This window comes from Thalassotalea fonticola (genome assembly GCF_032911225.1).
In the GTDB taxonomy this organism is placed as follows: domain Bacteria; phylum Pseudomonadota; class Gammaproteobacteria; order Enterobacterales; family Alteromonadaceae; genus Thalassotalea_A; species Thalassotalea_A fonticola.
On record NZ_CP136600.1, the window covers coordinates 20,100 to 32,829 of the forward strand.

A 12,730-nucleotide genomic window follows, 5' to 3' on the forward strand; every position below is an offset into this window, starting at 1 on the left:
CCTTCGTCGCTTATTTTAACCAACTATTTTTAGCCTCTTAATGAGTCGACTATGTGCTAATGGAGAAGTCGTTTGAGTATTCCAGAAAAATTATATAAGTATGAGTCTTTCACTGTTCAATCTCTCCTTAATCTTAAAACTCAAACTGTATATTTTGCTCCACCTTCTGGGTTCAATGATCCTTATGATTGTGCGTTGAAAGCACAGCTAGACGAGCCAACAGACCTAGAAATTGAAAGGCTGCGAGAAATCTACTTAGCAAAGAGTTGGCCTAAGCATGTTATAGATGAGCTTGAATCTAGGCCAATAAAAGAATTAAAACCAACATTATTAAGAGCAGCTCGACAAGCGAGTGAGCAAATAATAGATAAATTCATTCAAAGTCGAGGTGTATCATGTTTCTCAGAGGTAAATGATGAATTGCTGATGTGGGCACATTATGCCGACAAATACACAGGATTTTGCCTAGAGTTTACAACGGACAATGAATTGTTCGAGAAAGCAAAAAAAATTGAGTATGTTGAACAAATACCAAAGTTAAACATTAAGAGCATTTATGCAGATGGCAATCGTAACGAAATGCTTAACTTATTCTGTACTAAATCTAAATCATGGAATTATGAAAGGGAATGGCGTGTAATTCATGGTGAAGCTGGCACAGCGTATACTTATTCAACCGAATCATTAACAGGTGTATATTTTGGCCCTAGCATGGCCTTCGAAGTAATTGAAATTATTTGCTTAGTATTGAAAGGCCAAAACCCTCATGTGAAATTTTGGAAAGGTAAGCGCAGTGAAACAACCTTTAAAGTTGAATTTGATGAGGTTAATTACACTCCATTGATTGATGCACAAAAAAAACAGGGGCTTTGCACATAATAAGAGATTATGGCTTTAATGAAGCAATTATCATTATAAAAACTAATCCAAAGTAACTTCATCGATATATCTGCTAATGTCTCTTTTGTGGCAAAAACTGTCATGTCAGTAAAGCGCACATTTGCACCGTTGAGGCGTTCGGGCATAGGCATGCGATAGGTTGACGCCGACTAAATTTTTTTTCAATATTTACCATAACGGCCATTTAGCCACGGACACTAAAGTTAGCTCATCTGTCTTTATCTGTAGACGTATATCTGCTAATTATTATTTATACGAACGAACATCTTTGTTTTATTCTCTTCATATCGCGTTTCAATACCATCTGACGAGTGAATTATATTGCCAATGCTTGGGTGCAGGCTTCTTCTAATTTCATACGAGCTATGCTTCGTAATATGCTTGCACAACTCTGTAACGTTGCTCCACCCATCCTGCATTGCTGTTGCTTCGATAGCTGACTTTATTGTAGATGTTGAGTCATCCAATTTCAGGTAATTTACTTTGGCCTTAATCTTATTTATTGTCTTTATATTTTGCACCGATTTTGAAGATAATAATGTGTTTTTGGTATAGTAAATAAACTTAGTACAAGACGCTACAAACGCACTACAAGCTAATCTTTGACCATAACCATACACTTGTTTTCCTGTTGCTCTGATACGAGTCACTAAGGCCGTAAAGTCGCTGTCAGACGATACAATCACATATAGATCAATATCATCAATGTGAAGTGAATCAACAAGACTAATAGTAAGTGCAATATCGCTGGCGTTTTTACCTTTCACCACGTCAAATTGTTGCACAGGTTGTATGGCATGTTTGCTTAAGCATTTGGCCCACGAGTTCAGACAAGGCTTCTGCCAATTACCATAGGCGCGCTTAATTGTGACAATACCGTACTTGGCAATATCTGTCATGATGAAGTTGACTTGTGAAGCGGGGGCGTTATCGGCATCAATGAATAATCCGATCTTAGGTAGGTGTGTTTGCATAATTCATCCTTAAATTATTAGTAAACAGGTTACTCAAATAAATATAGTCAAAGAAATTGAATAGTAAATGCAACCGTTAAAAAATTATAAATGACCACAAAAAGACAGTTACTTAAATTGTGTGAAATTTCATTAAAAAATGGAGGTTTGGTTGATGAAAAAGCTAAAAGTCTAACCGAAGTTTTCTAAGGGAAAAGCCGCTTGGGTTAGCGGCTTAAATTTATAAAATAATTTCTCTACTATAGAAGGAAGTCGTCGAAATCCCCCTTATCTTTTTGTTCAAAATACAATGATCTTACTTCAGCAATAGTCCATTTACCTCGGTCAGGGTGATTAGACCACAACTGGTAGTTTTTCGGGTCCTTTTTATGAAGTTTGATGGCCGTCATCATACGCCCCGTTGTATTACTTCTCCGTGGTATTCCAGCGTGTTCAAAGCCCATGTTCATTACTATATTAGAAAATGCTTTAGGGGTCATGTTATGAGGTACATCACCCGAGGCTCGTAGAGCTTCAAAAACGTCTGTTGCAGCAAATAAGTCAGCAGTTATTTCTGGACGAGACTCATCATCGAATAAATTATAAATCGCTTCGTGAATTGGGTTTACACTCATCGCGATCATTTTTATTTTAGATGGATTTTCTGGCGCTTTATTAGGACTAAAATTTGATAAATCGGTATCGTTCAACCAAGTCAACGCCGTTTCTGGTCTTTCATTTAGCAAACTGTAAGTTGTTGCCCACCAGTTGCCTGATGGACATATAGCGTCCAACGCCGCATCCGCTTTCATAACATCTGATCGATCAATAAAACCGCTGAAAAGAACAAAATAACGACGGTCAGAATCATCGACCGGGATAGCGTTCTTTTCATTCGAAGTAATCATATAATCAGCATGGTTAGGTGCATCATATTCAGATCCGTATGGTGGCCGAACCGTAATGGTTTGGTTTGTTATGTAAGGCTTAAGTTTGTTTAAAATATCATAGCGTTTTGACCCGTTTAGCATAATTTCTTCAATTATCCCAAGAACATGATCACTGGCCCAATTGCTAAATAAACCTTCTAAGGCGCTTGGGCTTATGAATTTGCAATTATGCACACCTAAGAGAAGTTTCATTACAACCGCCCATAATGATTTGCCAGATCCAGGGGGACCTTGCATGAACATTGACCATTGCATTTTTTTATCTAGATTTTGAAGCTTGTAGCTTAACCACTGCCTAAAGATTCGCTGCTCAATGGGATCACCGCTCACCCGCGTTAAGGCCATTTCGAGTCGTTCGATCAGATCGTGATCTTCTTTAGTAAAATCTCCTTCGGGCTTAGGCTTTATTTTATTAGGCCTATAATTGTTAATATAGCTAAGACCTTCAAGCTCAAACATTTCTCCAGCACCTGGAGAATATCGGCAACCCGTTACTGTTGCGATCTTAACCAAATTTAAAGCAATTTCAGCAGCGTGAACAACTGGACGCGCTTTGTCCTCAATTATATCCCCATCGTAGATAGACAAGACATGTCGATCGAACTCGGCATTAAAAGCTTGAGGCGTGACCCCTATATAGTTGGTTTTATGCCAAAATAGATTATTGTCCTTTAAATATACATAATCATTAGCCCAAGGGTATTTTTTGCCATAGTCAGTCTCTATACAGCTAAAACCATTCTGCAGTCTTTTTCTCGCTTCTTTAGCTGGCAGTGAGACCTTGAGAACCAGTTTATGCCTGTCTTGGTACGCTTTAATTAGAAGCCTTAACAAACTATCGTCAAGCTTAGTATAACTGCAAACTAGCGCTGGAAATTCCAGAAGCACACCTTGCTTTGTGGTCATATTTTCGAGTTGTTGTAGTAACTCATTTAATATTTGCTCACCGTTAAAAAACGATTCACGTTTCTTGATTTCGTTCACCATCTTTATGATCGACGCCATTGTGTAGCTATTGCTGTAACCGTTTAAGTGAAAAGAAAACCATTTATCTCTTACAGAATCAGCGTCATAATTTGGTATTGCTGCAGACCACTCGTCAAATATGTCTAGGCCATGCTCACTGCCGTCAGTTTCATGATGTATAGCCATACCTACACTTAACCATCTGTCATAGTCGCTAAACTCTTCTGTGGGCAATTCTTTAAGCAGGTTACTAATTTGAATATCACTTAAACCAATAGGCGGTTTAAGGTAAAGCAAATCGTCTTCGTTTTGATTGGGAAGGGCAGTAGCATTGAATGTTGTGCCAGTACTTTTTACTTTCCAGCCCGCCTCAATGGCTTGTTCTTCAACAAAGTCCATCAATTCATATATCATCCACTGCTCCAACACCGGTAATTCGTCCCAAGTGTAGTCGGTTAAGTCAGAATCTGGGTAATTAGTGTCCACCCAGGAATACGGTTCACCGGTATCCGGGTGAGTGTGAAAAGCCACCCATAATTGGCCGTCCCCCAGTACCTCAACTGCGTGTACGTCACCCTTTGAATCTTCGTATATAGTACTCTTTTGTTTACGAATTGTAACACCGGGAACTACCCTGAAAGGCAGAAGAGCCTTCGGCTTTTTGCCATAGCGAACGAGTTGCCCACCAAGTCTTCGTATACAAAATTCAACTACCTTTTCGGCTACTGCTTCATCAAGTATGTCAATATCAATAGCAGGACAGGCTTTGGCAAGAATACCGACCCCCGTGTTAGTGGAATCGTACTGATTTAGCCAATCGTTAATGAGATATTCATCAGCTTTTACATTTGGCCAATTCGGTATGCTAGGTCGTTTGGTTCCTGCTTTGATCGGGACTATTGAGTAGCCTAAAGAATTAAGTGCAAGGCCCTTATGTTTTAAATAATTACTCATGACTATTCTCCTTGGTTTCAGCAACATTGTTTAACTTAATAGCGGGTGAGGCTTGGAACAATGAAGTATCGAGATCAGTTATAGGTGCTTCAAATTCATCAAAACCGCTTAACTTATTGGCATTAATATTATCTATTAACCGCTTAATATCTTCGACTTTCCATGCAGTGGTATTCGGTCCAAGTTTTACTGGTTTAGGGTAACGACCTTGTTTTATACCTAGCCACCAACTGCTCTTGCCAATTGGAAAAATAGCAGGAATAGGTGGGATTGCGTTTTGATCGCCAAGTATTTGTGTAATTCGTAAATAGCCGTAATTTGGCAGCTGATTTGTAACTGTAGTTCTAGTTTTCATAATAGCCTCTTAGGTTTAACCGTTATGGTTAAAAGTAATTTACCTAGGTAGATGGCATTGGCTGGGTACTTATATAACCGAAAAAATTTCCTATTTAAGTAACAACAGGTTTTGACTGTGTAGTTGTTAAACCATTACTAGCTTCAGTCTTGCACTTTAAAGCTCGTTTAAGTAACTTAGCGTTTGAAGATACCTCACAGTCAGTTAGGAGCTCTTTAATGATTGTTACTATGGAGTCATATAAACCATTTGGTGTCGACGTTGGTTCTGAGTCAGTGAAATTGCTAATTGCTTCGCGGATATCAACGGCTAAAAATATTAATGAATCTTGTTTTAGTCGACCTTTACCATATCGTTTTACAACATCATATTTGTAATCGACCAATTTTTTGTGAAGATTAATTTCATATTGGACGTCGTCTTTTAAATTGAGGTCGACAGATAGAGCTGAATTTTTTTGTAGTTGTTGAAGAGATCTAATTCCTTCTTCAATACTTGATATTGCTTTATTTAGAAGATTTTGCTGGTTAGATGGTTTACTTTCTTCCTCAAAGTTTTTGAATGCTAAGTAGTCCGATACTGCTTTACTTAGAGCATTATTGAACTTAGTTTTATTGCTAATGTTTATATTTAACGAATCACATTGGCAAATTATTTGAGCTAAAATGTCTGCAGGTATCTCTGGAAAGTAATGTTTTTGCTGTTCAGCTGGCATTTCATGCCAAGCAACCGGGTATGTAACACCAACAGCATTCCATGGTTTTGTCATTATTTACCCTCAATTAAATAAACTTAAAGTTTTTCCACACGATATGTTCATATTACCTTCGCTACAATGCTCAATATGGTTGCTCCACCACTGCATCATTTTACGTCGTTGATCTAGATATTGAGCTCGGTTGTAGGCAGAACGCACTTCATTTCGATCAATATGGGCTAATGCTGATTCAATGACGTCAAAAGGAAATTCATTTTCATTTAAAGTTGTGCTAGCTATCGATCGCAACCCGTGTGCTACCAATTTACCCGCATACCCCATTCTCTTGATGGCCATATTTACAGATTGATTATTCGCTGATCTTCTTGGGTTTACGCTATTTGGAAAGATATGTTCTCGTTTACCACTTATTTGTTTCATCGTCTCAAGCAAGTGAAGTAATTGGTGTGATAAAGGTACAACGTGAGCACGTTTATTCTTCATTCGTTTGCCTGGAATATGCCATTCTTTAGTATCAAATTTTATTTCATCCCATCGCGCACCCGCTGCTTCGCTTGGTCTTACCATAGTATGAAGCTGCCATAGGATCATTTGGTAAGTAATTGGCTTAATACTGGCTGATTTTAAATCAGTCATAAATTTAGGAAGTTCATCAGGAGTAATTGTTGGTAGGTGTTTCTTCTTAGGCTTTTCGAACGCAGCATTTATACCTGTTAAAGGATTAGCATGAATAACACCAGTATTAACTGCAAAGGTCATGACTTCGTTTAGCCTTTGGCATACCCTTTTAATGGTCTCAAACTGTGGTTTTTTGAGTTTACTTAGTGGCCTTAAAGCTTCAATTGTCAACGGGGCTGTCACCTGCGATATAGGATAATTACCTAATTTAGGAAAAACATGAAGCTTAAAAGACCGCCATACGTCGTCGGCATAGTCGGGCGTTATTCTCGTTTTCTTTATTACGAACCAATTGTAGGCAATAATTTCTAGGGTATTTTTGAACTTTTGTTGTTGGCTCTGTTGAAGTTTGTTTCTGTACTGTAGTGGGTCAATCTCGGTAGCTATTAGTTTTCGAGCCTCATCACGTTTTTTTCTTGCATCGGCTAGAGAAACTTCGGGCCAAGATCCAAAACTTATCATAGCTCGTTTCTTAGTAATTGGTTGTGTATAGCGGAATCGCCACAGTTTAGAACCATTTACTTTGACAATTATTGCAAGCCCACCACCGTCAAAAAGGGTCATGTCTTTAAGTACTGCCTTTGCATTCTTTATCTGGGTTGCATTTAGTGGTGTAGTAACTTTAGCCATTTTTGGTATACCTTTACTGTTTAATATATAAACGTATACCAATAAGTATACCTTCAATATTTGTATATGTATGGATGGTATTAGATAAGGTTAGATTATAAGTGACTGATTTGCAAATATAAATTATAACTATAGTTATATTTCAGACGAAAAAAAAGAGCTCAGGAAAGCTCTTATTCTCTAAATTGGTGGAGCGGGGGGGATTTGAACCCCCGTCCGAAAAACCTACATCCTCGGTACTACATGCTTAGTCGTTTATTTATTTAACCAATCGGACGTCAAACGACAGACTTCCTCATGGTGAGTCTGATACTGTTTCGCGGTTCACCGTCAGACGCAGTTCCCTCGCTAACCTATTTGGGGTGACCATCGATCCTCTAAACAACAGGTAAATTTACGAGGGGATGGCTAGCCTTAAGCGGCTAGTGCGAACGTTTCGTCGTTAGCAATTATAGTTTTGCGGCTTTTTACCAGGCCAACCGCCCCTGGGCATGCACCTTGGGTTTCGTGAATCCCGTCGAATCCTGAATCCGCCCCAAAGGTTCTATCTGTTTACGAAATAACATAATAGAATGGCTATTGTATCGCGTATTTAGTGAATAAACAACGCGAGCATTAAATGTACAAAAATTGTCTTAACATTAGACTTTTAATTGCTATTCACTATAAAAATCTTATATTATTGTTCAATTGCTACACTCATTAGACCAGTTCTGTTAATGTAAGTTCTGGTCCAATTAATTAGAATTGTTATAGGGTTATACATGGCACAGCCGAAATTGTTAGAAATATATAATAAATGGCACAAATATTCGTTTGGTAATCGCTTGTTTTCTTGGTTCTTTGCTCGTTGGGCACCGTACTTTCAAACGATCAAACCATACGTTGTTGAACTTCGCCCTGGTTATTGTGAAGTCTTGATTAAAAAACGTAAGATAGTAGAAAACCATATAGGTACAGTTCATGTTATTGCTATTTGCAATGGCTTAGAAATGGCGATGGGCGCAGTGTCTGAGGCTTCAATTCCTGCCCATCTTCGTTGGATCCCAAAAGGTATGAGCTTAGATTACACCGCCAAAGCTGGAACTGATATCCGCTGTGTAGCCGATTTAGCAGACTTAGTTTGGGATGAAGGAGACTTTTTAGTACCGGTTACCGCTTATGATGCGAATAATGTGGTTGTGGTCACAGGAACTATTAAATTATGGGTGAGCAAAAAGCCGAATAAATAATCAATTGATGATAAAAGAACGCCTGCTTGTTTATGTAGCAGGCGTTCATTTCAAAGATGCATTAGCTGAGTTTTCTATAGGGAGTATTGGCTAATTTAGAAAAACCCTACTATTGAGATTTTTGCTTCATTAGTCGACCTTGATCAACTTTCCACTCTCTATCTTTAATATCGGCACGTTTATCGTGGGTTTTCTTACCCTTACCAAGACAGAACTCTAGTTTTACCCAGTTCTTTTTCCAATACATTGCGGTAGCAATTAATGAATAACCTTGACGGTCAACTGCGCCGATCAAACGATCTAGCTCTCTGCGGTTTAATAACAATTTACGATCACGAGTTGGCTCGCAAATTACATGTGATGATGCAGAAAGTAATGGGTGAATTTCAGCGCCAAGAAGGTATGCTTCTCGGTCTTTTATGAATACGTAACAATCGGAAATATTTACTTTTCCTTGGCGAATACTTTTTAATTCCCAGCCTTGCAAACTCATGCCAGCTTCAAATTTATCCTCTAGGGCGTATTCATGCCTCGCTTTTTTGTTTAAAGCGATAGTGTTACTTGCTTGTTTAGGTTTTTTCTTTGCCATAATGGCGCCTATTATACGTAAGAATTCATACATTGATACTCATAGATTTAAATTTTTTGAGAAAAATAGATGAAAAATAATTGCTTGATATGGTGAGCTTTTATTTTGCCTTTGTTATTATACCCAAGCATCTGATACCGAAATAATTATTGGTATTAATAGGGGAAGTAAATGCCGGCAATAAATCGACATGCACTAGTTATGTATAGTGCTGAAGATATGTACAAATTAATTAATGATGTAGCTTCGTATCCCAAGTTTTTACCTGGGTGTAGTAACTCAAAACTTATTTCACAAACCGATGATAAAATGACCGCATCGTTATTAGTGTCAAAGGGAGGTGTACAGAAATGGTTTACCACCGAAAATACGTTAGAACAGAATAAAAAAATCAGTATGAATTTGAAAGACGGCCCTTTTAAAAAGTTAACTGGCTATTGGCTACTTACACCATTAAGTGATGAGGCCTGCAAAATTGAGTTAGTGTTAGATTATGAATTTTCGAATAAACTGATAGAGATGGCTTTTGGCCGTATATTTGATAGTCTAACCAATAACATGGTATCTGCTTTTACTAGCAGAGCGAAAGAGGTTTATTAACAAATGTCGGTTGAACAAATTGCAATAGAGCTGGTTTATGGTTTGCCGAAAGAGCAAACATTATTATCGCTACAAATAGACGCACAATCTACGGTTGAACAGGCAATTGTAGAATCAGGTATCTGTCAACAATATAAAGAAATAGATTTGGCCGTTAATAAGGTTGGTGTTTGGAATAAAGCAGTAAAACTTGGGCAAATAGTAGAAGATGGCGACAGAATTGAAATATATCGCCCGCTTATTGCCGATCCAAAAGAAGTTCGTAAACGTAGAGCTGAAAAAGCAAAAGAAGAGGGCCGTGCCGATTTAGTTACCGGTGGTAGGGTTAACCCTCAACGTGCGAAAACAAAAGATTAAATTTTAATCGTATAAATAGGTTAAAAGAATAACTTAGCAAGTCTGGTAGTTCGACATTCTTGCTCAACAGTGCCCTTATCTTCGTCATTAAATATACCGTCTACTACAGCCACGAAATATTGAATTTTGTCCTGAACTTGCATAGCCATAGCAAAAACACTATTCGCTGGTTTTACTGAATGTGATCTATATGAAGAAAAATTATTTACCACTACCAGCTGCGCTAAAGGCTTATTCATAATTGCATCGTAAGCATTAAAGTAATTACCTGTTACGGTTGTTATGTTTACGTGCATATCTTTAGTGAAGTTTACTTTACTGTCTTCTAGAGCCTGAGCAGACACAGGTAATCCGATACCTATTATTACTGCCAGTAAAAAACTTTTAATGTTTATATTCGTCTTCATAGTTCTCACCCCTTTGAGCCACATCTGAATTAGAAAGTTAATATGTTTTTGCTTAGCTTAACTTATGTTAACAAAATGTTAAAAGCTAGAGCTAATAGACAAACTGCATGATTTATAAGATGAACGGATATATTGACAAAAAATTTCATTGCGTCAGGTATTTTTACATATATCTTACTCAATGAATAAAATTTTTAAATTTAATTTATTCATTGGGAAATAGTTATTTGATTTTACTACCTTATTTTTTAGTAGTTCAAATTTTGAACTACTAAATACCTCGTCATAATTAGTTTTATAATGTATGGGGTACCGAAAATGAAAACGTTATTAAAGCCAACTTAGTTATTGGCTTTTCTGTTTAGTAGTCAAAAAACTTTCTAACATTCTTTCGCAGCTTCATCTACTAAGTGTCTAAACCAAATATGGCTAGGTTCATGGTGCAGTAGTGGTGACCAAATCATTTTTAATTCTATGTCAGGAATATCAAATGGTGTGTCTAATATGGCATAGCCCGGATCGTTACTATGGATCATTGCTGCTTTTTTGGGTAGGGTAGCAATAATTTGATCGTCATGAGCCAGTTGCATAGCAACATGATAATTACGAGTAAATATCTTTATATCACGTTGTTTGCCTATATTCGCTAATGCTTCATCTACCCAGCCTAGCTTCTGTACGTCTTTAGGATTCATTCCTAAACCAACACCAAAACCTGTTTTAGATACCCAAACATGTTTACTGGCCAGATAACTATTTAAATCAAAATTTTCTAATATAGGATTTGAACTTCTAGTTAAGCAAGAAAAGCCATCACTCCATAATACTTTTTGATGAAACGATTGTGGCAGTTGATCAAATAAATTAATCGCCATATCAATTTTACCATCTTCAACGTCATGAAACGTTACATCGCTTGGTGTCATAATATCTATGGTGATGTTAGGTGCTATTTTATTAATATGTTCTAAAAGTTTAGGAAGTAGGGTAGAAGCTGCATAATCACTGGCCATTAATCTAAAAACACGAGTGCTACTTAATGGCTCAAAATCTTCGACTGTTTGTAACGCTTCTTTGGTTTCTAAGAGAATTTTTCGAATTTTTGGGGCTAAAGCGCTAGCCCTTTCAGTTGCTACCATGCCATCAGATGTGCGCACAAGAACAGGATCGCTTAACAAATTTCTAAGCCTTTTTAAGCTATTACTCATTGCTGGTTGAGTGATACCTAAGTGGTTCGCTGCTCTGGTTACATTTTTTTCACGCAAGAGTACATCAAAAGCGACGAGTAAGTTTAGATCTATTTTTGTTATATTCATCAAATTAATACATGAGGGAAAAGTATAAATTACATGAATTGTTATATTTATACCAGAGGTTTAGGGAGTGATTGCTTAATTAAAGTGAATTTTTATAGGTGATTTGAAAGCCCGACTTCACGGGCTTATTAAGTAACCTAGAGCAATTAAATACTGTATACCAGAGTAAGAGATGTTTCAGTGCGCGTATTTGAAATATCATTTTCAACTTCGGTATTATGATCCACACTAAAGGCAAACTTTAATGCTAATGATTCAATTAGTTTGGTAGTAATCGAGCTTTCTGAGCGATACTTACTATTTTCACCAGCTTTGGGAGCATACTCAGCCGAGAACATTTGCTTGAACTGCATGGTTTCAAAAAAACTTCTCTCATAAGTTGCAGCAGCACGAATGATTATAGATTTTTCAGTTTTGTTATTGTGCTCATCTGTTTCTGCAATTTCATCAACTTTAAAACCCGGCCCCATTTCCGCATCAAAAAATGCAGCGTCTGACTCAAACCAACGACGACCCCAACCTGCGGCTATTGAGCTCTGATAGTCGAAACCGTTAAATCGATCTGTTTTATATGAGCCAAATCCGAATAGATAGTTCTTGCCACCTTCTTCTAAGGTGTAGTTGCTTTGTAAAGATGTTCCCCATTTTTGATCAGTAGTTACATAATCTTTACTACCATCATCGTCTTCTTTTTCAGACTTACGACCAAAAAATTCCATTTTCCAATTAGTTCGCATTTTACCAATTTCATGTTTTAAATCAGACTTTACAATACCAATTGCATAATCGTTATCACCGGTATTGAAAAATGCCCCAACTTCAACAGCACCGCTAATTGTAGACGGGGTGATATCACATTCAGGAAACCCGATGAACTCTTCAGGTGGTACTTCATCAGTAAAGTGATAACAGTCAGGTTTGTCTTCTTCATATAAAGAAGAAACAATAGCGTCTATCGCTTCTGCATTGCTAGATTGAGTTGTTAAGTCATCTTGAGCAATAACAGAGAATGTAGCACTTGTAAGGAACGAAAGGGTTAGCAATTTTTTCATTTTATAATAAATAGAGCTTTTTAACTCTATTCTTTCTTTAGGTTATTATTGTGATCAACATATTAGCGAAAGC

At 37.3% G+C, this 12,730-nt stretch carries 13 protein-coding genes and 1 other RNA gene; 4 read left to right on the forward strand and 10 right to left on the reverse strand.

The genetic code is table 11. The features are described 5' to 3' along the window. Positions 1-72 precede the first annotated feature (72 nt). Positions 73-879 (forward strand): DUF2971 domain-containing protein, encoded by an 807-nt coding sequence (locus tag RI844_RS00095; protein WP_348396457.1) that lies wholly within the window; start codon positions 73-75, stop codon positions 877-879. Positions 880-1,139: 260 nt separating this feature from the next. On the opposite strand, the gene RI844_RS00100 is transcribed toward RI844_RS00095, so the two are convergent. The 6 genes from RI844_RS00100 to ssrA all read right to left on the reverse strand — a co-directional run bounded on the left by RI844_RS00100 (position 1,140) and on the right by ssrA (position 7,641). Continuing rightward, positions 1,140-1,874, reverse strand: a complete 735-nt coding sequence (locus RI844_RS00100) for an NYN domain-containing protein (RefSeq protein WP_348396458.1) — start codon at positions 1,872-1,874, stop codon at positions 1,140-1,142. A gap of 239 nt (positions 1,875-2,113) precedes the next feature. Continuing rightward, complete coding sequence (locus RI844_RS00105; RefSeq protein ID WP_348396459.1) at positions 2,114-4,723, reverse strand: PriCT-2 domain-containing protein; 2,610 nt, start codon at positions 4,721-4,723, stop codon at positions 2,114-2,116. Next, the gene (locus tag RI844_RS00110; RefSeq protein ID WP_348396460.1) at positions 4,716-5,078 is read right to left on the reverse strand and encodes a helix-turn-helix transcriptional regulator; all 363 of its coding nucleotides are present in this window, start codon (positions 5,076-5,078) and stop codon (positions 4,716-4,718) included. The genes RI844_RS00105 and RI844_RS00110 overlap by 8 nt, the downstream gene beginning before the upstream one ends. A gap of 94 nt (positions 5,079-5,172) precedes the next feature. Then, positions 5,173-5,847: a hypothetical protein gene (locus tag RI844_RS00115; protein WP_348396461.1), complete on the reverse strand. Its 675-nt coding sequence runs from the start codon at positions 5,845-5,847 to the stop codon at positions 5,173-5,175. 9 nt (positions 5,848-5,856) lie between these two features. Then, positions 5,857-7,104, reverse strand: a complete 1,248-nt coding sequence (locus tag RI844_RS00120) for an integrase domain-containing protein (protein WP_348396462.1) — start codon at positions 7,102-7,104, stop codon at positions 5,857-5,859. A 186-nt stretch (positions 7,105-7,290) separates the two neighbouring features. Beyond that, positions 7,291-7,641, reverse strand: a transfer-messenger RNA (tmRNA) gene (ssrA, locus tag RI844_RS00125). 227 nt (positions 7,642-7,868) lie between these two features. Between ssrA and RI844_RS00130 the strand changes: the two genes are divergently transcribed. Next, positions 7,869-8,336, forward strand: a complete 468-nt coding sequence (locus tag RI844_RS00130; protein ID WP_348396463.1) for a hotdog fold domain-containing protein — start codon at positions 7,869-7,871, stop codon at positions 8,334-8,336. A 109-nt stretch (positions 8,337-8,445) separates the two neighbouring features. On the opposite strand, the gene smpB is transcribed toward RI844_RS00130, so the two are convergent. Further along, positions 8,446-8,925, reverse strand: coding sequence for an SsrA-binding protein SmpB (gene smpB, locus RI844_RS00135; protein ID WP_348396464.1), 480 nt, complete (start codon positions 8,923-8,925; stop codon positions 8,446-8,448). Between the two features lie 171 nt (positions 8,926-9,096). Between smpB and RI844_RS00140 the strand changes: the two genes are divergently transcribed. Together RI844_RS00140 and RI844_RS00145 are read left to right on the forward strand one after the other, a co-directional pair. After that, a complete protein-coding gene (locus RI844_RS00140; protein ID WP_348396465.1) occupies positions 9,097-9,525 on the forward strand; it encodes an SRPBCC family protein in 429 nt (142 codons plus the stop codon). A 3-nt stretch (positions 9,526-9,528) separates the two neighbouring features. Then, entirely contained in the window at positions 9,529-9,882 is a 354-nt protein-coding gene (locus RI844_RS00145) for an RnfH family protein (protein WP_348396466.1), read from the forward strand. Between the two features lie 20 nt (positions 9,883-9,902). Here the strand turns inward: RI844_RS00145 and RI844_RS00150 are convergent, their stop codons facing one another. The 3 genes from RI844_RS00150 to RI844_RS00160 form a co-directional block, all read right to left on the reverse strand. After that, entirely contained in the window at positions 9,903-10,289 is a 387-nt protein-coding gene (locus RI844_RS00150) for a hypothetical protein (RefSeq protein ID WP_348396467.1), read from the reverse strand. Between the two features lie 380 nt (positions 10,290-10,669). Then, on the reverse strand, positions 10,670-11,605 hold the full coding sequence (locus RI844_RS00155) for a LysR family transcriptional regulator (protein ID WP_348396468.1): 936 nt from the start codon (positions 11,603-11,605) through the stop codon (positions 10,670-10,672). Between the two features lie 146 nt (positions 11,606-11,751). Then, positions 11,752-12,657: a DUF481 domain-containing protein gene (locus RI844_RS00160; RefSeq protein WP_348396469.1), complete on the reverse strand. Its 906-nt coding sequence runs from the start codon at positions 12,655-12,657 to the stop codon at positions 11,752-11,754. Positions 12,658-12,730: the final 73 nt, after the last annotated feature.